16 protein-coding genes are annotated in these 24,125 nt (G+C 69.8%); 11 read left to right on the top strand and 5 right to left on the bottom strand.

Annotated elements, in window-relative coordinates; all coding sequences use genetic code 11:
• Nucleotides 1-2: 2 nt before the first annotated feature.
• On the bottom strand, nucleotides 3-1,076 hold the full coding sequence (locus ACWIFB_RS04545; protein ID WP_454057473.1) for a magnesium and cobalt transport protein CorA: 1,074 nt from the start codon (nucleotides 1,074-1,076) through the stop codon (nucleotides 3-5).
• A 142-nt stretch (nucleotides 1,077-1,218) separates the two neighbouring features.
• Here ACWIFB_RS04545 and ACWIFB_RS04540 point away from each other — a divergent pair, with 142 nt between their 5' ends.
• A complete protein-coding gene (locus ACWIFB_RS04540) occupies nucleotides 1,219-2,133 on the top strand; it encodes a glycine betaine ABC transporter substrate-binding protein (RefSeq protein WP_454057472.1) in 915 nt (304 codons plus the stop codon).
• A 115-nt stretch (nucleotides 2,134-2,248) separates the two neighbouring features.
• Here the strand turns inward: ACWIFB_RS04540 and ACWIFB_RS04535 are convergent, their stop codons facing one another.
• The 3 genes from ACWIFB_RS04535 to ACWIFB_RS04525 form a co-directional block, all read right to left on the bottom strand.
• Nucleotides 2,249-6,013 carry a multifunctional oxoglutarate decarboxylase/oxoglutarate dehydrogenase thiamine pyrophosphate-binding subunit/dihydrolipoyllysine-residue succinyltransferase subunit gene (locus tag ACWIFB_RS04535; RefSeq protein ID WP_454057471.1) on the bottom strand — a complete coding sequence of 1,255 codons (3,765 nt, stop codon included), beginning with the start codon at nucleotides 6,011-6,013 and terminating at the stop codon, nucleotides 2,249-2,251.
• A 130-nt stretch (nucleotides 6,014-6,143) separates the two neighbouring features.
• The gene (locus tag ACWIFB_RS04530; protein ID WP_454057470.1) at nucleotides 6,144-6,839 is read right to left on the bottom strand and encodes a hypothetical protein; all 696 of its coding nucleotides are present in this window, start codon (nucleotides 6,837-6,839) and stop codon (nucleotides 6,144-6,146) included.
• A 116-nt stretch (nucleotides 6,840-6,955) separates the two neighbouring features.
• On the bottom strand, nucleotides 6,956-8,290 hold the full coding sequence (locus ACWIFB_RS04525) for a D-arabinono-1,4-lactone oxidase (RefSeq protein WP_454057469.1): 1,335 nt from the start codon (nucleotides 8,288-8,290) through the stop codon (nucleotides 6,956-6,958).
• A 142-nt stretch (nucleotides 8,291-8,432) separates the two neighbouring features.
• On the opposite strand from ACWIFB_RS04525, the gene ACWIFB_RS04520 reads away from it, so the two are divergent.
• Genes ACWIFB_RS04520 through ACWIFB_RS04500 form a run of 5 tightly spaced genes read left to right on the top strand, consistent with a single transcriptional unit; the run spans nucleotide 8,433 to nucleotide 14,950 of the window.
• Nucleotides 8,433-9,071: a TetR/AcrR family transcriptional regulator gene (locus tag ACWIFB_RS04520; RefSeq protein WP_452099998.1), complete on the top strand. Its 639-nt coding sequence runs from the start codon at nucleotides 8,433-8,435 to the stop codon at nucleotides 9,069-9,071.
• A 7-nt stretch (nucleotides 9,072-9,078) separates the two neighbouring features.
• Nucleotides 9,079-10,260, top strand: a complete 1,182-nt coding sequence (locus ACWIFB_RS04515; protein WP_454057591.1) for an amino acid deaminase/aldolase — start codon at nucleotides 9,079-9,081, stop codon at nucleotides 10,258-10,260.
• Nucleotides 10,257-11,591 (top strand): M20/M25/M40 family metallo-hydrolase, encoded by a 1,335-nt coding sequence (locus ACWIFB_RS04510; protein WP_452099997.1) that lies wholly within the window; start codon nucleotides 10,257-10,259, stop codon nucleotides 11,589-11,591. Before ACWIFB_RS04515 ends, ACWIFB_RS04510 begins: the two co-directional genes overlap by 4 nt.
• Nucleotides 11,588-12,823, top strand: coding sequence for an MFS transporter (locus tag ACWIFB_RS04505; protein ID WP_452099996.1), 1,236 nt, complete (start codon nucleotides 11,588-11,590; stop codon nucleotides 12,821-12,823). Before ACWIFB_RS04510 ends, ACWIFB_RS04505 begins: the two co-directional genes overlap by 4 nt.
• 54 nt (nucleotides 12,824-12,877) lie before the next feature.
• Entirely contained in the window at nucleotides 12,878-14,950 is a 2,073-nt protein-coding gene (locus tag ACWIFB_RS04500; protein ID WP_452099995.1) for a DEAD/DEAH box helicase, read from the top strand.
• A 53-nt stretch (nucleotides 14,951-15,003) separates the two neighbouring features.
• On the opposite strand, the gene ACWIFB_RS04495 is transcribed toward ACWIFB_RS04500, so the two are convergent.
• The gene (locus tag ACWIFB_RS04495; RefSeq protein ID WP_454057468.1) at nucleotides 15,004-15,720 is read right to left on the bottom strand and encodes an HNH endonuclease family protein; all 717 of its coding nucleotides are present in this window, start codon (nucleotides 15,718-15,720) and stop codon (nucleotides 15,004-15,006) included.
• A gap of 157 nt (nucleotides 15,721-15,877) precedes the next feature.
• Between ACWIFB_RS04495 and ACWIFB_RS04490 the strand changes: the two genes are divergently transcribed.
• The 5 genes from ACWIFB_RS04490 (at nucleotide 15,878) to ACWIFB_RS04470 (ending at nucleotide 24,058) form a co-directional block, all read left to right on the top strand.
• Nucleotides 15,878-18,841 (top strand): DEAD/DEAH box helicase, encoded by a 2,964-nt coding sequence (locus ACWIFB_RS04490; protein WP_454057467.1) that lies wholly within the window; start codon nucleotides 15,878-15,880, stop codon nucleotides 18,839-18,841.
• Nucleotides 18,838-19,596, top strand: a complete 759-nt coding sequence (locus ACWIFB_RS04485; RefSeq protein WP_454057466.1) for a hypothetical protein — start codon at nucleotides 18,838-18,840, stop codon at nucleotides 19,594-19,596. Before ACWIFB_RS04490 ends, ACWIFB_RS04485 begins: the two co-directional genes overlap by 4 nt.
• A 50-nt stretch (nucleotides 19,597-19,646) precedes the next feature.
• On the top strand, nucleotides 19,647-20,834 hold the full coding sequence (locus ACWIFB_RS04480; RefSeq protein ID WP_454057465.1) for a metallophosphoesterase family protein: 1,188 nt from the start codon (nucleotides 19,647-19,649) through the stop codon (nucleotides 20,832-20,834).
• On the top strand, nucleotides 20,831-23,503 hold the full coding sequence (locus ACWIFB_RS04475) for an AAA family ATPase (RefSeq protein ID WP_454057464.1): 2,673 nt from the start codon (nucleotides 20,831-20,833) through the stop codon (nucleotides 23,501-23,503). The genes ACWIFB_RS04480 and ACWIFB_RS04475 overlap by 4 nt, the downstream gene beginning before the upstream one ends.
• A 135-nt stretch (nucleotides 23,504-23,638) precedes the next feature.
• Nucleotides 23,639-24,058: a MarR family winged helix-turn-helix transcriptional regulator gene (locus ACWIFB_RS04470; RefSeq protein WP_454057463.1), complete on the top strand. Its 420-nt coding sequence runs from the start codon at nucleotides 23,639-23,641 to the stop codon at nucleotides 24,056-24,058.
• The last annotated feature ends 67 nt before the right edge of the window (nucleotides 24,059-24,125 follow it).

Here is a 24,125-nt window from a genome sequence, read left to right as displayed (position 1 = left end):
GATCAGAGCCAGTCGTTCTTCCGGAATATCCAGAACAGTCCGACGCAGATCCCGGCCATGATCGCCAGGACCAGGAAATAGGCGTAGCTGATGTTCAGCTCCGGCATGTTCTCGAAGTTCATGCCATAGACGCCGGCGATCATGGTGGGCACGGCGGCGATCGCCACCCACGCCGAGATCCGGCGCATATCGGTGTTCTGGCGTACCCCGACCATGGCCACCGCGGCACCCACCAGCGAGGTCATCTGCTCGTCGAGGACCGCCACCTCGGCCACCGCCCGTGCGTGGTGGTCCTGCACATCGCGGAAGTAGTGCCGGATGTCCCGCGGGACGAGGTCCAGATGATCCAGCGAGAGCCTCTGCAGCGGGCGCGTCAGCGGGGAGATGTTGTGCTTGAGCTCCAGTAGCTCGCGTTTGAGTAGATAGATCTGTTCGATGTCGACGTCGGCCCGGGGTTGGAAGAGCGCGGTCTCGAGCTCGTCGACATCCTGTCGGATCTCGTCCGCGACCTCGAGGTAGCTGTCGATCATCCGGTCGGCGACGGCATACATGACGCTCGCGGGTCCCTGGGCGAGCCTGTCCGGCGACTTCTCCAGTTCGCTCCGGATCCCGGCCAGCTCCGCGAACTCGCCGTGTCGGACGGTCACCACGAAATCGCGGCCCAGGATCACCATCGCCTCGCCGGTGGAGACGATGGCACTGACGTCGTTCAGCGTGTCGTGCGCCAGGTACTTCACAGCCGCGAGATTGAGGACGAGAGTGTCCTCGTAGGCCTCCAGTTTCGGGCGTTGCGCACCGTTGGTGGCGTCTTCGGTGATGAGCTCGTGAATTCCGAACTCGCTCGCCAGGGAGGCCATCTGGTGGGCGTCCGGCGCGAGCAGACCGAGCCAGACGAACCCCCGGCCCTCGGACCGGACCCGGCGGATCGCATCCAGGTAGGTGACCTCGCCGGGAGTGCGGGCCCCGTCCACGTAGACCCCGCAGTCGACAACGGCGTGATCGGTGCGAGTGTGGAGCTGTGATGACGCCACGCGGGAAACGGACGCGCGACGGCGACGACGGGGGAGTGCGGGCACCGGCCCTCCTTCTGCTGGTCGACCTCGACATTATCGGCACGCCGGGGACTCGGCGTGACGTGGCCGAGTTCGGGCTGGGAGACTGGACTGTCGAAGGCGCCCCGCACCGACGCGGGGGCGGCGCGAGGAAGGGCGTGGTCGGATGCGGCGGACGTGGGGACGAGCCGGGTGGCGGACGGCTGCGCTGGCGGTTGTCGCGGGCGTCGCGGTGTCCGGATGCCAGGCGCAGTCGTCGATCGTCCCGGCGCACGAGGACGCCCCGGTGGTGGTGATCGAGACCGCGTCGTTCGCCGAGGCCGAGGTTATCGGATACATCTACGGCAACGCGCTCATTCGCGAGGGCTGGCGTGTGCAGCCCCGCCCGCAGTCCGGCACCGGGGCTGAGGTCGTGGAGTCCGTGGCGAACGGCGAGGCCACGTTCACGGTCGGGTTCACCGGGAGTCTGCTGCGTCAGTTCGCCCCCGGCTCGCCGGCGGTGGCGGCCGATGAGGTCTACCCGGCGATGATGGCGGCCCTCCCGGAGGGCGTCACCGCGGGCGATCCGGCGCCGGCGGAGGACAAGCCCGCTCTGGTGGTCTCGCGCAACACCTCCGAGACGCACGGGCTCAGCACGATGTCGGATCTGGCGGGGCGGTGCGGTGAGTTCACGATGGGGGCCCGGGCGGAGATGCTCGCCGACCGCGAGCTGTTCACGGAGATCTCGCAGATCTACGATTGCGTGTTCGCCCGCCAGGTGGCGCTCGGTCCGAACCCGCGGGTCGTGCTCGATGCCCTGCGCTCCGGTCAGATCGGGGTCGGTGGGATGCGCTCGTCGGATCCGGTCCTCCACGAGGGGGACATGGTGATGTTGGACGACGACGACAACGCCATCACCGCGCAACATCTGGTTCCGGTGTTCCGCAAGGGCTCGCTCACGGAGGACCAACTCGCTCTGGTGAACCGGATCAGCGGTGAGCTGACGACAGACGATGTGCGTGAACTCCTACTGGGGATCGAGTTCGGGTCGGCTTCGGCGGTCGCGCTGGCCGACTTCTGGCTGAACGAACACGGCTACTGACCCGGGTCGATTCCGGGTGAGCCGGCCGGGGCCGGCTCCGCCGTCCCGCTCACCCCGCGAGACCACGAAGGGCCCGTCCGCACCGGACGGGCCCTTCGTGGTGTTCAGCGACGGGTCACTCGAATGCTTCGTCGACCAGAGCCTTCTGCTCGACGGCGTGGACCTTGCTCAGTCCGGTCGAGGTGGCGGCCATGGGTCGACGCGAGACCCGCTTGAGGCGCGGGAAGTTCTCGATCCGCTCCGGCAGCTCGAGGGCGAGGAAGCTCCAGGCACCCTGGTTGGCCGGCTCCTCCTGGACCCACCGGACCTCGGAGAGGTTCGGGTAGCGGTCCAGAGCCTCCCGCAGGCGACGGTGCGGGATCGGGTGGAGCTGCTCGAGGCGAACGATCGCGACGTCGTCACGCTCGTCCTTGTCGCGACGCGCGGCCAGCTCGTAGTAGAGCTTTCCGGACACCAGCAGCATCGTGGTGACCTTGCTCGCGTCGGCGTTGCCGTCGATGAACGCGGGGTCGTCCAGCACCGAGCGGAACTTGCCCGTGGTGAAGTCCTCGACCGCGCTGACGGCCTTCTTGTTGCGCAGCATCGACTTGGGCGTGAACACGACCTGCGGGCGCTTGATGCCGGTGGCATGGCGGCGCATGAGGTGGAAGTAGTTCGCCGGGGTCGAGGGCTGTGCCACCGTCATGGAGCCCTCAGCACACAGCTGCAGGAACCGCTCGATGCGTCCGGACGTGTGGTCCGGGCCCATGCCCTCGTGGCCGTGCGGCAGCAGCAGCGTGACCGAGGACTTCTGGCCCCACTTGGCCTCGCCCGAGGAGATGTACTCGTCGATGATGGTCTGGGCGCCGTTGACGAAGTCGCCGAACTGGGCCTCCCACATGACGAGCGCCTCGGGGTCACCCACCGAGTAGCCGTACTCGAATCCGAGACCCGCGTACTCGGTGAGGGCGGAGTTCCACACCTCGAAGCGGCCCTCGGCCCCGTCCAGATGCTGGAGGGGGGAGTACGTCTCGGCGGTCGTCTTGTCGACGATCATGACGTGCCGCTGGGTGAAGGTACCGCGCTGCGAGTCCTGGCCGGCGAGACGGACCGTGCGGCCCTCCAGCGTGAGGGAGCCGATGGCGAGCAGCTCCGCGAACGCCCAGTCGATGTTGCCGTTGTAGGCCATCTTCTGGCGGGCCTCGTAGACGGGCTTGACGCGCGGATGGATGTGGAAGCCCTCCGGCAGGTTGCCGAAGGAGTCACCGATGGCGTGCACGACGGACTCGTCGATCGCGGTGACCACGCGCGGGAGCGGCTGGTCGGGCTCGATGGACTGCGACGCCGTCACGGGGTGCTTCTCGAGCTCGCGGACCTCGTTGAAGACCCGCTCGAGCTGTCCCTGGAAGTCGCGGAGAGCGTTCTCCGCCTCCTTCTCGGTGATGTCACCACGTCCGACGAGATCCTCGGTGTACGACTGACGGACGCTCTTCTTGCCGTCGATCACCTCGTACATCCGCGGCTGCGTCATCGACGGGTCGTCGGCCTCGTTGTGGCCGCGACGGCGGTAGCAGACGAGGTCGATGACGACGTCCTTCTTGAACTCCTGACGGAAGTCCATCGCCAGGCGGGCGACGCGGACACACGCCTCCGGATCGTCACCGTTGACGTGGAAGATCGGCGCGCCGACCATCTTGGCCACGTCGGTGCAGTACTGGCTGGAGCGACCGGCCCCGGGGGCGGTCGTGAAGCCGATCTGGTTGTTCACCACGATGTGGATCGTGCCGCCGGTCCGGTACCCCTCGATGAGCGAGAGGTTGAGGGTCTCGGCGACCACACCCTGGCCGGCGAACGCGGCATCGCCGTGCAGCATCAGCGGCACGACGGGGTACTCGGCACGCCACTCGGCGTCCTCGATGAGGTCGTGCTTGGCGCGGACGATGCCCTCGAGGACCGGGTCGACGGCCTCGAGATGGGACGGGTTGGCGGTCAGCGAGACCTTGATCTCGTTGTCGCCGAACATCTGGTACTGGATGCCCTCGGCGCCGAGGTGGTACTTCACGTCGCCCGAGCCGTGGGCGGCCGAGGGGTCCATGTTGCCCTCGAACTCGGTGAAGATCTGCCGGTACGGCTTGCCCACGATGTTGGCCAGCACGTTGAGACGACCGCGGTGCGGCATGCCGACGACGACCTCGTCCAGACCGAACTCGGCGGCCTCGTCGATGACCGCGTCCATCATCGGGATGACGGACTCGGCGCCCTCGAGGGAGAAGCGCTTCTGGCCGACGTACTTGGTCTGCAGGAAGGTCTCGAACGCCTCGGCGGCGTTGACCTTGGACAGGATGTACTTCTGCTCGGCGACCGTCGGCTTGTCGTCGACACCCTCGATGCGGTCCTGGAGCCAGCCGCGCTGTTCGTTCTCCAGGATGTGGGTGTACTCGATACCGATCTTGCGGCAGTAGGCGGCCCGGAGCGCGGACAGCACGTCGCGCAGCCGCATCCGGTCCTTGCCGACGAACCCGCCGACCGAGAACTTGCGGTCCAGGTCCCACAGGGTGAGCTCGTGCGAGTTCACGTCCAGGTCGGGGTGGAACGTGCGACGACGCTGGGCGTGCATGCCGTCCAGCGGGTCGATGTCCGCCATGAGGTGACCGCGGTTGCGGTAGGCGGCGATCAGCTCGAGGACGCGGGCGTCCTTGTCCACGCGCGGATCGGTGATGTCCTTGCGCCAGCGGACCGGCTCGTAGGGGATGCCGAGGGCGCCGAAGATCTCGTCGTAGAAACCGTCGTCGATGAGCAGGCGGTGGATCTCACGGAGGAACTCGCCCGATTCGGCGCCCTGGATGACGCGGTGGTCGTAGGTCGAGGTGAGCGTGGTGATCTTGCCGATCGCGGAGTTCGCGAGCTGCTCCTCGCTGGCGCCCTGGAACTCGGCCGGGTACTCCATCGCACCCACGCCGAGGATGGCGCCCTGACCGACGGTCAGACGCGGCACCGAGTGCACGGTGCCGATGCCTCCCGGGTTGGTCAGCGAGATGGTGACACCGGAGAAGTCGTCCATCGTCAGCTTGCCGACGCGGGCCCGCGAGACGATGTCCTCGTAGGCGTCGAGGAATTCACGGAAGTCGAGCTTCTCGCAGTTCTTGATCGCGGCCACGACGAGGCTGCGGCCGTTCTTGGTCTTCATGTCGATCGCCAGACCGAGGTTGATCCCGGTCGGGGTGACGGTGTTCGGCTTACCGTCGATCTCCTCGAAATGGTTGTTCATGTTCGGGTAGGCCTTGACGGCCTGCACCATGGCGTACCCGATGAGGTGGGTGAAGGAGATCTTGCCGCCGCGGGTGCGCTTGAGGTGGTTGTTGATGACCACCCGGTTGTCGATCATCAGCTTGGCCGGCACGGCGCGGACAGATGTCGCCGTGGGCAGCGTCAGCGAGGCGTTCATGTTCTTGACGATCGCGCCCGCCGGACCGCGCAGCACCTTGGCCTCGGGCTCCTCCGGCGGGGAATACGCGGGGGTCGTCGACCTGGTGGGGGCAGGGACGTCGGGCTTGTTCCGGGTCTCCGGGGTGCGCACCGGCGCCGGTACGCCTTCACCGCGGGCCTTGCGGGCCGGAGCGGCGTCCGAATCGGGCTTGGCGGCCACGTCCTTGGCGGAGGCGGTCGGGGTGACGTCGTCGACTGTCAGGTCCGAGCTCTTCTCAGCCGCCTTCTTCGCGTCACCCCCCGCCGCGGCGGTGCCGTTGGACGAGTTCCTGCCGGAGGCGGAGGCGGCCTGCGGGTTGGCCTTGAAGAACTCGTGCCAGGACTCATCCACAGAGGAGGGGTCCTTGGCGAAGCGCTCGTACATCTCGTCTACGAGCCACTGATTCTGTCCGAATTGTGAGACGGTGTTGCTCACGATCTTGTGGTGCCTCTCTGGTTCTGTGGTGGGTTTCACACGTCGATGACACCCAGGCTAGACGTTCTGCCCGCAGCGGGCCTTCCGATCTCACCTGACAGGGGGATGCCACGCCTCGGTCACCCGGGGTTCACCCGGCCAACCAGGAAAGTGGGGGAGTGCCGAACGTGGCGTCGGCGGTGGCCACCACGGTCCGTCCGAGCTTGCGGTTGCCCCAGCCGCCGATGGCCGCGCCCAGGCCGGCCGGGGCGAGTTTGCCCAATGCCAACCCCGCCCGCTTCACCGCGAACTTGCGGACGAAACGATGCATCATCCTCGAGTTGATCTCCTTGAGGCCGGGTACGCGCAGCACCCTGCTCGCCAGCGACGCCCGGGAGGCCGAGCCCGCCCCGGAGCCGACGGCGTTGGCCAGGACGGCGGTGCCGGAGGCGCCGAGCATGACGGTCATGACCAGCAGTTCCTCGTGCTCGCCTTCGCGGACGTCCACGCCATGCACCTCGGCGACGGCAAGGGTGTAGAACGCGGCCGCCTCGAGGAAGACGAGCGATTCGGCACCGATCGCGCCGAAGGCGATGATGGTGCCGATCCCGGGGACGGCGGCGGTTCCGCCCACGGCCGCGCCCGAGGCGGTGACGGCGCCGAGGAACAACGAATCGAGCCGCGAACGGATCTGTGCCGGACTCTCGTCCGGGTGGTCCTGGCGTAGCTTGTGCACGTACCGGCGTGCGGCGCCGGACTGGAGTCTGATCGCTCGTCGGAGCGCTGCGGTGACCACCCCCGCGGCGGGGCCGGAGACGTCGGGCCGGGAAGTGTCGTCGTCGGACACGGGCTCACCTTCTTCTCTCGAGGTGCGAGCTGGCGGGTGGCGCCGCGGGTCCCGGGTTCGGGTCCCGCTACGGAAACCAGGCTACGTACCCGCACGATAATCGTGCGGGCAGGTGGTCAGGGCAGGACGCGCTCGGTGTAGGTGTTGCCGAACACGCGGTCCGGGTCGAGGCGGTCACGCACGACGACGAAATCGTCGAAGTGTTCGACCATCGAGGAGAGGTCGTCGGCGCCGCGGGTGTGCATCTTCCCCCAGTGCGGGCGGCCGTCCGCGGCGAGGAAGATCTCCTCGGCGAGCCGGAACAGTTCCGTGTGGTCCATCCGGTGGTACTGATGCACCGCGATGTAGCAGACCTCGCGGCCGTGGGCAGTCGAGAGCCACACGTCGTCGGCGGCGGCGAAGCGCACCTCCATCGGGAACGGGGTCAGCACGCCCGAGCGGTCGATCATGTCGCGGATGTCGCCGAGCACCGCGCCGGCCGCGGCGATCGGCACCGCGTACTCCATCTCGCGGAAGCGCACGCGACGCGGCGAGGCGAACACACGGTAGCTGCGATCCGTGTAGGTGCGTGCGGAGAGTGCGCGCGCGGTGAAGCGGTTCAGTCGCGGGGTGATCGAGGGACGCCGCGTCGCCGCCCGGCAGACCGCCTCGAAACCCTCGTTGGAGAGGAACTCGTCGCTGATCGCCGACCGCAGCCGGCCCACCGGTCTGAGGTCCGCGTCCCCCGGCAGGCGGGTGTTGCGTTTGACGTTGATCGCGTCGGTGTGGGGGAACCAGTAGAACTCGGCGTGGTCGGCCGAGCGTGCGAACCCCTCCATGTCCTGCAGGACGGCGGAGAGCGTCCACGGACGTTCGTCGGCGTGCAGGGCGAACGCCGGCACACACCGGATCGTCATCTTGGTGATGATCCCCAGGGCGCCGATCCCGAGCCGGGCCGCCGCGAACACGTCGGGGTGGGAATCGCGCGAGCAGGACATCACGGTCCCGTCGGCGGTGACGAGTTGGAGCCCCACCACGGTGGCCGGGAGGCCGGGGGCCCGGCACCCGGTGCCGTGGGTCCCGGTCGAGACCGCGCCCGCGAGGGACTGCTCGGCGAAGTCTCCGAGATTGGGCTGTGCGAGCCCGAGGTCCCACAGCAGCGGGCCGAGGCGATGCAGCCGCGTCCCGGCCCAGACGGTGACGTCCGCGCCGTTCACCCGGCCGTCGGCGCCCCGGGTGGGGACGATGGACTCGATCCCGGTGAGGTCGTCGAGGGAGATGAGGACCCCGTCCGTCGCCGCGGCCGGGGTGAACGAGTGTCCGGCTCCGACACACTTGACGCGGGTTCCCGATTCCGCCGCGGAGATCACCGCGGCGGTGACCTCGGCGACGGTCGTGGGGGCGGTGCGCCGAATCGGGTCGGCCACCACGTTGCCGGTCCAGTTCGTCCAAGGGGCTGCCGGGGTCGTCATGGATGCTGAGGTTACCCGCCGGTGGGCGGCCGTAGGTGATACCGAACGTCGGACCTGACCCGCGGCTATACGGTGGTGACGGAAAGGTCCGACGTCCCGGTTGACACTGTCAGCGTCGTCGTCGGCGTCGTACGATGAACGGGTGACCAGACGACTTCCTGCCGATCAGCGCCGTGCGCAACTTCTCCGGGCCGCCCTGGAGATCGCCGAACACGACGGGCTGGGGGCTGTGACCGTCCGGGGCGTCGCCGAGCGCGCAGGCGTGTCGCTCGGCGTGGTCCACTACTGCTACACCGATAAGGAAGAACTTCTCCGCGAACTGATCGGGGCGGTGAACTCCGAAGTCCACCAGGCGGCCACCGCGTTCGTCAGCGTGGACTTCGATTCCGGGGTCAGCGGCGTGAACGGGCTGCGGCAGCGTCTGTACGAGGCCATCGACCTGGTCTGGGCGGTCATCACCGCCTCGCCGGACCGGCAGCTCCTCACCTACGAGATCGTGTCCTATTCCCTGCGTACCTACGGGTTGCCCGAGGTGGGGCTGGCGCGTGATCAGCAGGAATCCAACGAGGCGATCGTCCGTTCGGTGCTCGAACGCACTGCCGCCTCCGCGGGCATGCGGTGGGGGATGGGCCTGGACGAGATCACCCGGGTGGTGCTGGCGATCGTCGTCGGTATCGGTCAGAGGTGGCAGATCTATCGCGACGACGACGAGGCGAACACCCTCCTGCACCATGCCGTCGACCTGGTCGTGCGCGACGCGCAGGCCCTGGACGCCGCGTGATCCGGGGATGACGCCGGTGTCGGACGTGACGGCCGCGCTCGAGGCGGCCACCTCGGAGCTCGACGCGCCGCTGGCGGCACTACATCTGCCGAGCCTGCGGGCGAACCTCGAGGATCTCCGTCGACGGGCCGCAGGGACCCGAATCCGGATCGCGAGCAAGTCGGTGCGGTCGCGGGGGGTATTGCGAGAGGCGCTCGGACAGGGCCTCCGGGGCGACGGCGCGGTGAGCGGGATCATGGCCTATTCGCTGTCCGAGGCGTTGTGGCTGGTCGAATCCGGCTGTGACGACGTCCTTCTGGGCTATCCGACGGTGGACCGCGCGGCGCTCACCGCGTTGGCGGGCGACGAGGGGGCGCTGGCGGCGGTCACGCTGATGGTGGACGACGTCCGACAACTCGATATCGCCCGTGACGCCGGCGCGACCGGTGCTCGCGTGTGCGTTGACGTGGACTGTTCGCTCCGCCTGGGCCCCGTCCACCTCGGCGTGCGCCGGTCGCCGTTGCGGGACTCCACGGACGTAGAGTCATTGGTCCGGCAGGCTGTGGGCATGGGCTTCCGCGTCGTGGGCGCGATGTTCTACGAGGCGCAGGTCGCCGGGGTGCCGGACAACGTTCGTGGGATCGGCCCGGTCAAGCGGCTGTCGATGCGCCGCCTGGTGGCGATCCGCGAGGCCGTGGCGGAGACGATCGAGAGACTCACCGGCTCGACGCCCGAGATCATCAACTCCGGGGGCTCCGGTTCCGTCGCGCAGAGCGCCGCGGCCCCCGCGGTCACCGAGGTCACGGCGGGTTCCGGTCTGTACGTCCCGGGTCTGTTCGACCACTACCGGACCTTCACGCCCCGCCCCTCGCTGTTCTTCGCGCTGCCGGCGGTGCGGACCCCGGCGCGGGGGCTCACCACCTTCCTCTACGGCGGATACGTGGCCTCCGGGGTGCCCGGGTGGGATCGACTCCCGGTGCCCGCGGCGCCGACCGGGCTCCGTTTCCTCGGTCGCGAGGGGGCCGGCGAGGTCCAGACCCCGATGCGGGGCGAGGTGGCCATCGGCGAGCGGGCGTGGTGGCGGCACGCGAAGGCGGGTGAACTGTGCGAGCGGTTCGACACACTGCACGTCGTGGACGACACTGCTGAGGGGCCAGCCGTGGTGGAGAGCTGGCCCACCTACCGTGGCGAAGGGAAGTGTTTCGGATGAGCGTCGGCCAGTCGATGTCCGAGGAGGCCCGCGAGCGGCTGTACTCCGAGGCGGTGTCCATCACCGCGGACCTGGTCTCGATCGATTCGACGAACACCGGCGATCCCGCCACGATCGGCGACGGTGAGACGCGCGTGTGCCGTCGGATCGCCGAATACCTCGACGAGGTCGGGATCACCAGTGAGCTGGTGGAATCCGTGCCCGGCCGCGGAAGTCTGTTCGCACGGGTCGAGGGCTCCGACCCGGAAGCCGGGGGCCTGGTCGTGCACGGACACGTCGACGTCGTTCCCGCGGTCGCCGAGGACTGGACCGTACCGCCGTTCGCCGGTGAGATCCGGGACGGCTGGCTCTACGGCCGGGGGACCGTCGACATGAAGAACATGCTCGGTATGACCCTCGCCGTGATCCGGCACTACCGTCGTGAGGGCATAGTCCCCCGACGGACGCTGCTGCTGGCCTTCTTCGCCGACGAGGAGGCCGCCGGGATCATGGGGGCCAAATGGGTCGTCCGGGAACGTCCGGAGATCTTCGACGGCATGACCGAGGCCCTGAGTGAGGTCGGCGGTTGGTCTGTTCCTGTCCAGGGGCGCCGGCTGTACCCGATCGCCGTCGCCGAGAAGGGCGTCGCGTGGGCCAGGGTCACCGCACACGGGACCGCCGCACATGCCTCCCGTCCGACGGCCGATAACGCCGTCGCCGCGGTCGCCGGCGCGGTGAGCCGCGTCGCCTCCCGCGAGTTCCCGGTCGAGCCGACCGAAGCCAATACCGCGCTCGCCGCGGCCGTCGGACAGTTGGCCGGAGGCAGCGGAGAGGTCGCGGAGCTCCCGGAGCGGCTCGACGTACTCGGGCACTTCGGTCCCCTCGTCGCGGCCTCGCTCGCGCACACCGCGTCGCCGACGGTGTTGTCCGCGGGCTACAAGACCAACGTCATCCCCACCGAGGCGTATGCGGAGATCGACTGCCGCGTGTTGCCGGGTGGCGAGGACACGTTCCGCGACGAGATCGAGACCGAACTCGGCCCGGACGTCGAGGTCGAGTGGATCTGGGAGCCGCCGATCGCCGCGCCCGCGGACGCCGGGATCGTCGAGGTGATCCGTGAGGCAGTCCGCGGGGCGGATCCGGAGGCCCTGGTGGTGCCGTATCTCCTGCCGGCGAGTACGGACAACAAGCATCTCGCGCGGCTGGGAATCTCCGGGTACGGCTTCGTCCCGTTGCGCGTACCGGACGATTTCGACGTGTTCGGACACTTCCACGCCGTCGACGAGCGGGTGCCGGTCGACGCGTTGCACTTCGGGGCGGATGTGCTGGCCACCGTCCTCCGATCGGCGTGAGGGGCACTCCCGGCAGCGATTCGGACCAGGCTCAGCGCACGAGGCTGCCGGCGGACGTCTGGGTCCTCGTGGCCGCCGCGTTCGCGGTGGCACTCGGATACGGCCTCGTCGCTCCGGTTCTCCCGCAGTTCGCGACGAGCTTCAACGTCTCGGTGACCGCCGCGTCGGTCGTGGTGAGCGCCTTCGCCTTCTTCCGTCTCGTCTTCGCCCCCGCCGGCGGCCTCCTCGTGGACCGGCTGGGGGAACGCCGCGTGTACATGACGGGCCTGCTCATCGTGGCGGTATCGACCCTCGCTACCGGGCTCGCCCAGTCGTACGTGCAGCTCCTGGTGTTCCGCGGCCTGGGCGGGCTCGGTTCGACGATGTTCACGATCTCGGCCATGGCGCTGCTGACCCGTCTCGCGCCGCCGGGCGCACGGGGCCGGATCATGGGGCTCTACGCCACCGCCTTCCTGATCGGCAATATCGGCGGCCCCGTCCTCGGTGGTCTGCTGGCGGAGTTCGGCATGCGCGTCCCGTTCTTCGTCTACGCCGCCTCTCTGCTCGTGGCCACGGGCGTGGTGGCGGTCTTCCTCCGGGGTGGGCGGCGGCGTTCCGCTGACGACCAGACCCCGGAACAGAAGCCGTTGCCGGTCAGGGAAGCTCTGACGGACGCTCGCTACCGTGCCGCGCTCATCTCGAGCTTCGTGAACGGATGGGCGTCGTTCGGTGTGCGCGTCGCGATCGTCCCGCTGTTCGCGGCGGCGAACTTCGACGCGGGCCCGGGCATCGCGGGAACCGCACTGGCGTCGTTCGCCGTCGGCACCGCGTCGGTGATCTCCGTGGCGGGCTGGCTGTCGGACCGCTACGGCCGTCGGCCGCTGGTGATCGCCGGCCTGGTGATCTCCGGCGGCTCGACCGCGGTGATGGGGTGGTGCGACACGGTGCCCCTCCTGGTGGCGGCGTCGGTGATCGCCGGGATCGGCGCGGGCATCCTCAACCCCTCGCAGCAGGCCTCTGTCGCCGACGTGATCGGCTCGGACCGGGCAGGCGGCAAGGTTCTGGCCACGTTCCAGATGGCCAGCGACTCCGGAGCGATCCTCGGACCGATCGTGGTGGGGCTCGTGGTCGACGCTCTGGGGTACACGACCGGTTTCGCCGTATCAGGCGCCCTGTTGTTGGCCGCGGTCATACCCTGGCTGTTCGCGAGAGGGGCGCCCCGAGCCCCGGCCACTGCCGCGACGGGGGAGTGACCTGCGCTGTCGTCTCGCTTATCGGACCACCGACGCCGTAGCATGGAAGGCCTCATGAACAACAACGACGAGGACCGTACCGCCACTGCCGGCGACGAGGTCGACACCGACGCCAGCACGCCCGAATCTTCCGAGTCAGCCCCGGCCGGGTCCCCCGAGGCCGAGTCCACCGAAGCAAGCCCAGCCGGTGGCGACGACGCCCCCGGCGTCACCTTCGCCGACATGGGCCTCGCGCCCGCCGTGGCCAAGGCTGTCCAGGATGTGGGGTACGAGGTTCCCTCGGCCATCCAGGAAGCGACGATTCCACTGGTCCTCGAGGGGCGGGACGTCGTCGGACTGGCCCAGACCGGCACGGGCAAGACCGCGGCCTTCGCGCTGCCGATCCTCTCGCTCATCGACCCGGCGGTGAAGAGCCCGCAGGCACTCGTCCTCGCCCCGACGCGTGAGCTGGCCCTGCAGGTCGCCGAGGCCTGTGTCACCTATTCGGCGAACATGCCGCAGGTCAACGTGCTGCCGATCTACGGTGGGCAGGCGTACGGCATCCAGCTCTCGGGGCTGCGGCGAGGCGCGCAGATCATCGTCGGCACCCCCGGCCGTGTCATCGATCACCTCAAGAAGGGCACGCTCGATCTGTCGGGCCTGCGTCACCTCGTCCTGGACGAGGCGGACGAGATGCTCGCGATGGGCTTCCAGGAGGACGTCGAGCGGATCCTCTCCGATACGCCTGAGTCGACGCAGGTCGCGCTCTTCTCCGCCACCATGCCGGCCGCGATCCGACGGATCTCGCAGCGCTACCTCACCAACCCGGCCGAGGTGAAGGTCGCGTCCAAGACCTCGACCGCGCCGAACATCCAGCAGCGCTATGTGCTGGTCCACCACCGCGACAAGCTCGATGCGCTGACCCGGATCCTCGAGGTCGAGGACTTCGACGCGATGATCATGTTCGTGCGCACCAAGTCCGCCACCGAGGAGCTCGCCGAGCGACTGCGGGCGCGTGGCTTCTCCGCCGCCCCGATCAACGGCGACATCCCCCAGAACCTGCGTGAGCGGACGATCGAGGCGCTCAAGGACGGCCGCACGGACATCCTCGTGGCCACCGACGTCGCCGCTCGCGGCCTCGACGTGCCGCGGATTAGCCACGTCGTCAACTACGACATCCCGCACGACACCGAGTCGTACGTCCACCGGATCGGCCGGACCGGCCGCGCGGGCCGCAGCGGTCACGCGTTGCTGTTCGTCACCCCGCGCGAACGGCGTCTGCTCTCGCAGATCGAGCGCGCGACCCGCCAGCCGTTGACCGAGATCCAGCTGCCGAGCGTGGACGACGTCAACGAGATGCGGATGGCCAAGTTCGCCCAGTCGATCACCGAGAGCCTGGACGACTCCAATCTCGCGCTCTTCCGTCGACTCGTCGAGGACTACGCGTCCGAGCATTCGGTGTCGATGGCGGATATCGCGGCGGCGCTCGCCACCCAGTCCCGCAACTCCGACGAGTTCCTCATGCGTGAGCCCGAGCGGCCGCAGCGCCGTGAGCGTCACGATGATCACCGGGACGGACGTCGCGATGATCGTCGGGATCGTCCGGCGCGGGACTTCTCCGACGGCCCGCGTCCGTCGCGGTCGGGCAAGGACATGGCGCAGTACCGGATCGCCGTGGGCAAGCGGAACAACGTCAAGCCCGGTTCGATCATGGGTGCGCTCGCGAACGAGGCGGGACTCCGCGGCGGTGACATCGGTCGCATCTCCATCCGTTTCGATCACTCCGTCGTCGAACTCCCGGCGGATCTGCCGGCCGATCAGATCGAGTCGATGAAGGGGATCGTCGTCGGCGGTGCCGAGATCGACATCCGTCCGGACTCCGGTCCGCCGTCGGGCCGACCGGGCTCGTACCGGGATGACCGGGGCGGTAAGCCGCGTGGTGGTGGCGGATACCGCGGCCAGCGTGGGGACCGCGACGACCGGGGCGGTGACCGCCGTGGCGGCAGGTTCGATGACCGACGCGACGACCGTGGTGGATACCGGGGTGGCGATGACCGCCGCGGGGGCGGTCCGCGCCGGGACGACGACCGCCGTGGTGGTGGCGGCGGATTCCGCGGCCGCTCTGGTGGCAGCCGCGACCGCTACTGACAGCTCCGACCCCCGGTGACGCCCCGGCCCGTTCACGGGCGGGGGCGTCGGCGTTACCCCGGGCATCTGCTGACCGCGCGCGAGAGCGCGTCATGGTCTGCATCGGTCACGGGCAGCCCGTAGGCGATCGCGGCCGTGAGGTAGCGGGCGGCGTAGAAGCAATGTCGCGCGGGATCGGGTGGCAGCCAGTCGGCGGGGGTGGAGTCGCTCTTGCGGGTGTTGACGTCCCCGGTGACGGCCACGAGGTTGTGGTCGATGTCGTTCGCGAACTCCGCGCGGCGTCGTGCGGTCCATTCCCACGCGCCGAGGTCCCAGGCGGCCGATAGCGGGAAGACGTGGTCGATATGGATTCCCCTCACGCCTGACCCGCCCACGTCGACCGTGCGACCGGTGTACGGGTCGACCAACACCCCGGAGGGGGCCGCGCACGCGCCCGTCGTGGCGCCGGCGCCGGTGTGGATGTCACGGGCGAGGACGTCCTGCCTGGTGGGACACCCGTTGCCGCCGCCGGGCGCCCCGGTCACGTCGCTCCAGGCGGGCCCGAACACGCAGGCGAAGTCGCCGGAACAGTCCCGTTCGTACCCGGGTATCGCGGGTCGTTCAGGGACCACGGAGACCGCGTCGAGGAGCGGGGCGACACGGTCCCGCGTCGGGCTCCCGGGGGCGGATCCGCGGGGCTGACCGAGCACCACGACGAGCGCGAGCACAGCTGCCGTGAGCACGAACAACGCCAGTGCTCGTCGGGGGATCGGAGGGAGCTTTCCTGCCACGGGATGAGTATCCGTGCGCGGTCGCGCCCGACCTGCGCGTCGAGGGGCGGAGAGGGCGGGACCTGTGGAGGTGGCCGGGCCTGTGGAAAGGAGGACTACGAGGGGTCGCCGGGGTCATCGCCGACCCGATGTCGGACCTGCGTGCTTACATGTGGGCGTGACCCAGACACCCGAACCGCGCCTGCACGCCGTGTGGCAGTCGGGGGCCGTCGGTCTGTGGTGTGAGACGGGATTGCGGCGGCCGGGGTCCGTTGCGCCGGCCGGATCGGTGACGGCGGTGGGACGGGCCGGGGCGCCCGCGGCGGTCGTCGAGTTCCTCGAGCGGTATTCGCTCACCCACAAGCTCGCCGTGCGCGTTCCCGTCGAGGGCAGGGTCCGCGAGGCGCGGGTCCCGGGCATCCGCATCTCGGTCGGCGCCGCCATCGATCTGTGTCGGCTCCTCGAGGCCGGTGAACCCCCCGTGGGCGCCGGGCGTCCCGGTGGTGCCGGGGTCGGAGAGGGCGGAGCGCTCTGGGCGGGCGCGGCGCTACGGGCCCTGGCCGCGTTGTCGGCCGGTGTCGGCGCCTTCGTCCGGTCGGGGCATCTCGTTCCGGAACTCAGTCGTTTCGAGGGGGGCTGGGTGGCCGGGTGGTCTCTGGCGGCGTCACCGGTCGTGAGTGCGTGGGCCGCGGAGAGCCTGTCCCGGTGTCATGGACTGGTCACGAGCCGCGAAGAGCTGGATCGTCTGCTCGACGCGCTCACGGACCAGCATGCGCGCACGGCGCTCGCGCCACTTGCCAGGGATCGCCGCAGTGCGCTGGGCACGGCACTGATTATCGGAGCGGATGTGCCCTCCGGCGGCCAGGCGCTGGCCGGCGCCGTGGCGGAGTTCGGTCGGGCGGCCGCGGCCCGGGACGTGGAAGTGGTGTTCCGCATCGTCGAGCCCCAGTTCGGCGACGATGCGGGGGAGACCTCCGACGATTCGTCCACGGGCGAGGGCGGGGGTGAGGTCCTGTGGCGCCTCGAGGTCCTCGTGCGGACCGGCACCGATTCGCTCCGCCCCTACGCCGAGCTGCCGGATCCCTCGGTGGTCACGGATGCGGTGGGCGACGTCGCCGAGAGGGCCGTCCGGTCGTGGCCCCCGCTGGGACGGGCGATCCCCGCGCGGGGCGGACCGGATCTGCTCCTTCCCACCGAGCTCGTGGTGGAGCTGGTCGACGAGGGGGTGGAGGCCCTGCGAGGCCGGGGCGTCGAGGTTCTGCTCCCGCGGGCATGGACGCGGGTCCGCACCGCGGTGCGTGTCGTGGTGTCGGAGCCGGGGACGGAGACCGTCGACTCGGGTAGGCGGCTCGGTGTGGACCAGCTCAGCGATGTCAACTGGGAGATGATCGTCGACGACGAGCCGCTGGACGCCACCGAGGTGCAGATGCTCCTGGACAACGCGTCGGATCTGGTCAGACTTCGCGGGCAGTGGGTCCGGGCGGATTCCGGAGCACTGCGTCGTGCGGCCCGTTTCCTCGCCGCGCGCAGGGGCGGCCGGGTGACCGCCCCCGCGCTCGCGGCGGCGCTGATGTCCGAGGAGGCCGAGGGCGTCGAGGTGAACGCGCCCCCGACCCTGGACTGGATCCCCTCGTCGTCGTCGATCGTGGTCGATCTTCCCGACTGGTTCCGGGCGACTCTACGCCCGTACCAACTCGAGGGGTTGCGCTGGCTCACCGCGCTCTCGCGCGCCGATACCGGCGCGGTCCTCGCGGACGACATGGGGTTGGGCAAGACGATGCAGGTGCTCGCCCTCACCGCCTCCGAGGTCGGCGCCGTGGGCCCGACCGGCGAGCCGATCGGTCGGGTCGGCCCGACCCTGGTCGTCGCGCCACTGACCCTGCTGTCCACCTGGGCCAGAGAGGCGTCGACGTTCGCGCCGGAGTTGTCGGTGATGACCCATCACGGACCCGAGCGGGATCGTGACGAGGGGGCGGCCGAGCGGCTCGCAGCAGCCGATCTGGTGCTGACCTCGTACGGCACCGCTGCCCGGGATGTCGACATGCTGTCCGAGGTACCGTGGCGCCGACTCGTGGCGGACGAGGCGCAGACCATCAAGAATCCGTCGACCGGCGTGTCACGGGCGCTCATGGCGATCCCCGCCGAGCACCGGATCGCGCTCACCGGCACGCCGGTCGAGAACCGACTCGATGAGCTCCGCGCGGTCCTGGAGTTCGCCAACCCCGGGGCCCTGGGATCGGCGAGTACCTTCCGCGCGCGGTTCGCGGTGCCGATCGAGTCCCATCGCGACGAGGCCGCGGCGTCCCGGCTCCGGGCGCTCGCGGGGCCGTTCGTCCTACGCAGGCTCAAATCGGATCCGCGGGTGGTCTCCGATCTGCCGGAGAAGCAGCACATCCGGGTGGACGCTCCTCTGACGCGCGAGCAGGCGACCCTGTACCGCGCGGTGGTCGAGGACATGCTGGAACAGGTCAAGGAGTCGGAGGGCGCCGCTCGGAAGGGTGCCATCCTGTCCGGGCTCACGGCACTCAAGCAGGTCTGCAATCACCCCGCCCACTATCTCGGCGACGGTTCGGCCCTCCTTCGCGGAGGGCGCCACAGGTCGGGCAAACTCGCCGCGCTCGACGAGGTGCTGACCGAGATCCTCGCCAGCGACGAGAAGGTCCTGCTCTTCACCCAGTACCGGGCTTTCGGGGACCTCATCCTCCCGATGCTGGAGCGTCGGGCCGCCGCGGCGGTGCCGTTTCTGCACGGCGGCGTCACCGCCGCGGCCCGGACCGAGATGGTCCGCGGGTTCCAGAGTCCTGGTGGCCCCCCGGTGATGCTCGCGTCCCTGCGCGCCGGCGGCACAGGTCTGACCCTGACCGAGGCCAACCACGTCGTGCACCTGGACCGGTGGTGGAACCCGGCGGTGGAGAACCAGGCCACGGACCGGGTCCACCGCATCGGCCAGTCCCGGGTGGTCCAGGTACGGACGTTGGTCGCCCCCGGCACGGTGGAGGATCGCATCGACGAACTCCTGGAGGCCAAGCGGGATCTGGCGGAGCTGACCCTGGGGCCGATGGCCGGAGCGTTGACCGAGCTGGACGACGCGGAGCTGGGCGCGCTGGTCGCCCTGACCGATGAGGGGGTGGAAGAACCGTGAAGAGCGGACGGGGAATCGAGGCACGCTCCCGTGCCGGGCCGTTCGGCGCGCACATGTGGGCCAGGCGGTGGGTCAGCGATCTCGAATCCGGGGTCTCCCGCGGGGCAGCGCACCTGGCCCGGACCGACGCGCGCAATGACAAGGTCCTGTCCCTGGGACACTCGGGCCGGACGGTCCGCTGCGACGTCGAGAGCACCAGACCCCGGCCCTTCACGGTCGAGTTCACGTTCGCGCCACTGGACGAGACGGACGCGGACGCACTCCGCACGGCCCTTCGGCAGGAGGAGAACGGGGTGCTCGGCGCGTTGGCCGGGGATTTCTCGGACACGATCGGCTTCCTGCTGCTGCCCGCGGTCCACGGCGCGACCTCCTACTCGTGCCACTGCCCTGTGCAGACCGGGCCCTGTCGTCACGTCCTGGCGGCGGCGTACGTCATGGTCGAGTGGTGGGATGCCTCGCCTCAGGTGATGTTCGAGTTGCGTGGCCTGGGCGCCGACCAGTTGGGCGCTGTACTGAGGGGCCCCGGCGGCGAGGGCGACACGGTGGGTGTCGATGTGGAGGAGAGTCTGTGGGGCAGTGACCCGCTACTGCCGACGGTGCCCTCGCCCGCACCGGCCGGGCTCGAGGATCTGCTGGACGCCCCGGTCACCAGAAGGATGGCGGCCGCCGCGACCAACGACCCGCTCGAGCAGTTGCGCGTGGTCGCCGATCTCGAGGACTTCCTCGACGCGTTCGGCGACTACCGATCGCGCTGACGGCAGAGCCGTCCGGGACCGCTGTCGTACCCGCGACCTACGATGCGACCATGACCACCCCACGGGACGGCGACACCGTTCGATTCCTCCACTCGGCCGACTGGCAGCTCGGCATGACCAGGAGGTTCCTGGGTGACGAGTCGCAGGCCGTCTACACCGCGGACCGGCTGGCCGCGGTGGAATCGCTCGGTGATCTCGCCACGGAGCACGGTGCGCAGTTCATCGTCGTGGCCGGTGACGCGTTCGAGGACAACGCGGTCCCCAGGTCCGTGGTGCTCCGCGCGGCCGAGGTGTTGGCGTCGTTCCCCGTCCCCGTCCTCGTGCTGCCGGGTAATCACGACCCGCTGGATGTGTCGTCGGTTCTGCGGTGTCGGGACTTCTCGTCGGCGGTCGAGGGCGGCGCCGTCGTCGTTCTCGACGGATCCGGCCCGGTCGAGGTTCTCCCCGGGGTCGAGGTGGTCGGCATCCCGTGGACCTCCAAGCGGCCTGACCCCTCCCGCCTGCCCACGTTGCTGGAATCCCTCGAGCCGTCCGCGGCGCTGCGCGTCCTGGTGGCACACGGTGGAACCGACGAGGTCTTCGGCGGGCACTCGCCCTCGGTGGAGGCGATCGCCGTCTCCGCGCTCGAGCAGGCCGTCGACTCCGGGCGGCTCGACTATGTGGCTCTCGGTGATCGCCATTCGGTCACCCGCGTGGGCTCGGGGGAGCGGGTCTGGTTCTCGGGAAGCCCCGAGACGACGGACTTCGACGATGTGGAGAAGGATTCCGGTCACGCCCTGCTCGTCGAGCTCGAGCGCGCGCTCCCCGGTGGCCGGCGCGGGGGATCCACGGTGACACCCCTGCGGACCGGTCGTTGGTCATTCCTCGCGCTCAATGCACAGATCGACACGGACGCGGACCTGGATGCGCTCGCCACGCGGATCGAGGCGATCGAGGACAAGCCCCGCACGGTGTTGAAGCTGGGGCTGACCGGAACCGTCGGGGTCGCCCTGCGTGCGCGGATCGACGAGGAGGTGGACCGGTGGTCGGCGCTGTTCGCGTGCGCCTATCTGCGCGAGACGCGCACCCATCTGGTCGTGCGTGCGGACGACACCGATCTCACCGACCTCGTCGACGGGTACGCGGGGCGGGCGGTGGCGGACCTGATGGAGATGGCCTCGGCCGGTGGTCCGGAGGCCGAGGACGCCGGACATGCACTCAGTCTGCTGTACCGATTCGTGGACGGGGGGACACGATGATCCTGCACCGATTGATGCTCGAGGACTTCCGGGGCGTGACCCGTGAGGAGGTCGAGGTCCCACACCGTGGGGTCCTCGTGGTCGAGGGGCCCAACGAGTCGGGCAAGACCAGCCTCATGGATGCGCTCGACATGCTCCTCGAGCACAAAGCGTCGTCCGGTCGCGCGGACGTCAAGGCGTCCAGTCCGGTGGGCAGGGATGTCCCGGTGGTGGTCGAGGCCGAGTTCACGATCGACGACCAACGGATGCTGTACCGCAAGGAGTTCGTCCGGGGTAAGCGGACGTCCCTGGAGTTCCCCGGGTCGGCCCGGCAGGCGATGTCCGGGGACGACGCGCACGATCACGTACGTGACCTGCTGGAACGACGAGTCGACCGCTCGCTCTGGCGGGCGCTGCGCATCGCTCAGGACGAGCCGATCGGGCAGGTCGACGCGGCCAGGGGAATGGACTCCTTGCGTCGGGCTCTCGATGCGGCGGCCGGTGGTGAGGACCCGACGGGGGACGACAACCTGATCTCGCGGGTCGCGGAGGAACGCAATCGCTATCTCACCACGCGGCGAGGCGAGCCGACCGGCGAGCTGGCCAGGTCGGAGGCCCGGATGGTTGAGGCACGCACAGCGCTGTCCGCCGCCCGGGCCGGCCATGCCGAGCTGGACGCCGCTGTTGACGATCATGCCGCGCAGGCGGCGGTGCACCGGGCCCACACCGAGTCCTTGAGGACCGTGGAGGCGGAGGTGGCACGGCTGGAGGCAGCCGGGCTGGTGGTGGCCGATCGGAGGCAGATCAGTTCCGCCGCGGACACCGAGGTCGATCGGGCGGCCGCCGAACACGATGCGGCCGTGCGCGGCACCCGGGAACGAGCGACGCTTGTGGAGGATGTCGAGCGGGAACGCCGCAGGGCCGCAGATGCTCGCGCCGCCGTCGACACCGAGGGCGAGCGCCTGGCACCGGCCGAGGAGCGTGCCGAGGCGGCACGGTCGGCATTGGAGGCGGCCGAGGCGGATCTCACACGAGCGCGGGCGCACCTCGACGAGGCCCGCGAGGCCCGGGACCGCGAGCACCGCCGTAGCGAGCTCACGCGACTCGAGCAGCTCATCGAGACCGCCACGTCCGTCGGCGACGACCTGGCGGTCACCGGGACGCAGCTTTCCGAGGTGGAGATCTCGGCCGACGCGGTCGACGAGATCCGGTCTGCTGATGAGACGCTGCGAGAAGCCGTCGTGCGCAGCAATGCAAGTGCTCCGACTGTCGAAGTCGCGGGCAGTGGCGAGGTCGTCGTCTCCGGCGAGGCGCGGGACGCCGATCCCGGATGGTCCCAACGCATCGTCGAGGACACCGTGTTCGAGGTGGGAGATGTCTCGCTGACCGTGGTGCCGGCCGGCGATACGGACACCGTGCGCCGCGACGAGACCTCGGCGCGAGCGCGTCTGGCCGCGCTACTCGGGAAGCTCGGGGTGGCGGATCGGGAGGAGGCGGAGGACCGCGCTCGACGCGCCGACGCACTCCGCGCCCAGGTCGAGGCACTGCGCCGGAGGCGGGCGGACCTGCTCAGCGGGGAGACTCTCGACGATCTCTGTGCCCGCAGGGACGCTCTACGAGAACGGCTCGGCGCGGACGAGGCCGCGGAAGACCCCGAAGGGGTGGAGGACCGGGCGGCGGAGGGGACGTCGCCGGACATCGGATCCGGCGCGTCTGCGGACGAAGGCCCGGAGTCCGACCCCGTGGTCGTGGCGGCTCAGGCGGAAGAGACCCTGTCCTCGCGGCGGGCGGAGGATCGCGCAGCGGCGACCGAGGCGGAGACCATCCGCACGGTGTACGCCACGCGAACCGCGCTGGCCGAGGAGGGGGAGTCGCGGCTCGAGGAACGGGCCCGGGTCCTCGACGCGGCCCGCGCGGTCACGGCGGACGCGGAGCTGGCCGGAGCCGAGGAGCTGACCCGCGCCAGGCTCGAGGAGGCCCGGGAATCCGCGCGGGCGGCTCGCGCATCTCTCGATGAGGCGCTGTCCGACGCTCCTCCGGAGTTGCTGGAGAACGCCCGGGCGTCGCTTGCGACACTGCGGAACGAGGAGCGCGAGTCCGCCGGCGCGGTGGCCACCGCGCTGGGGCGGGTGAACGCGATCGGTGATCAGGGACGTCTGGGCGATGTGTCGGCCGCCGAGAGGGAGCTGGACGAGGCGGAGCGGGAGAATGGCGCCCTGTGGCGTCGCGCCCGCGCAGCAGATCTGCTGCACCGCACCCTGACCGCGCGCCGTTCCGAGGCGTTGCGCGCCTACCAGGAGCCCTTTCATCGAGCGGTCGTAGAGCTCGGTGCTCTGGTGTACGGCCGGGAGTTCGACGTGCGGCTCGGCGACGATCTGACGATCCTCTCGCGCAGGATCGGCGGCGTCACCGTGAACTACGACTCGCTGTCCGGCGGCGCCAGGGAACAGTTGGCGGTCATCGTCCGGATCGCCTGTGCCCGCCTCGTCGGCACGGACGGGGTTCCGGTGTTCCTGGACGACACGATGGGTTACACCGACCCCACACGCAGGCTGACCATGGGGGCCGTCATCGCCGCGGCTGCGACGACCTCCCAGGTCATCGTGCTCACCTGTGACCGGGCGAGGTTCGCAGGGATCGGTGGCGCGCGTACCCATGTGATGCGTCGATCCGGTCAGAGTACGGAGTGAACACCGCTATCTGACCCCGTCCGCGCGGCGGTGCCTGACGCCGGTACCGGCCCCTGCCCGTGCTTGAATGGTCGTATGAGCGAGACACGCTGGTTGAACGATGAAGAGCAGCGCATGTGGCGTAGGTACCGAGACATGAATCAGCTGCTCGACCTCGCAGTCGAGCGCCAGCTACAGCGGGATGCTGCGATGTCGCAGTCGGATTACGCCGTGCTGGTGAGCCTCAGCGAGTCCGAACGCGGTGGACTCCGCGCCCGTGACCTGGGCGCGGCCCTCGGCTGGGACCGTAGCCGCGTGTCCCATCAGGTCCGGCGCATGGAGGGTCGCGGACTGGTCGCCAAGAACGAGTGCGCCGAGGACGGGCGCGGAACCATCGTCACGCTGACCGAACAGGGGGCCGAGGCGATCGGTTCCGTCGCGCCCAAGCACGTGGAGAAGGTCCGGGAACTGTTCGTCGACGTGATCAGCGACGACGAGGTGCGGATGCTGACCGACATCTATGAGCGGGTCGTCGCGCGTATCGACCAGGTCGACGGGATCACGCTGCCCGGCTGATACCACCCGAGTGGACCCGGTGGGCCCGGCGGTGGACAGCGGAAGGGCCCGGGCATCTGCCCGGGCC

Source organism: Dietzia sp. NPDC055340, assembly GCF_053645335.1.
This window is presented reverse-complemented; position numbering and strand designations above follow the sequence as displayed.

Excerpts from the sequence above, each read along its gene's own strand:
- ACWIFB_RS04540 (WP_454057472.1), top strand. The coding sequence starts at position 1,219 with ATGCGGCGGACGTGGGGACGAGCCGGGTGGCGGACGGCTGCGCTGGCG.
- ACWIFB_RS04525 (WP_454057469.1), bottom strand. The coding sequence starts at position 8,290 with ATGACGACCCCGGCAGCCCCTTGGACGAACTGGACCGGCAACGTGGTG.
- ACWIFB_RS04515 (WP_454057591.1), top strand. The coding sequence starts at position 9,079 with ATGACGCCGGTGTCGGACGTGACGGCCGCGCTCGAGGCGGCCACCTCG.
- ACWIFB_RS04510 (WP_452099997.1), top strand. The coding sequence starts at position 10,257 with ATGAGCGTCGGCCAGTCGATGTCCGAGGAGGCCCGCGAGCGGCTGTAC.
- ACWIFB_RS04500 (WP_452099995.1), top strand. The coding sequence starts at position 12,878 with ATGAACAACAACGACGAGGACCGTACCGCCACTGCCGGCGACGAGGTC.
- ACWIFB_RS04480 (WP_454057465.1), top strand. The coding sequence starts at position 19,647 with ATGACCACCCCACGGGACGGCGACACCGTTCGATTCCTCCACTCGGCC.
- ACWIFB_RS04475 (WP_454057464.1), top strand. The coding sequence starts at position 20,831 with ATGATCCTGCACCGATTGATGCTCGAGGACTTCCGGGGCGTGACCCGT.
- ACWIFB_RS04470 (WP_454057463.1), top strand. The coding sequence starts at position 23,639 with ATGAATCAGCTGCTCGACCTCGCAGTCGAGCGCCAGCTACAGCGGGAT.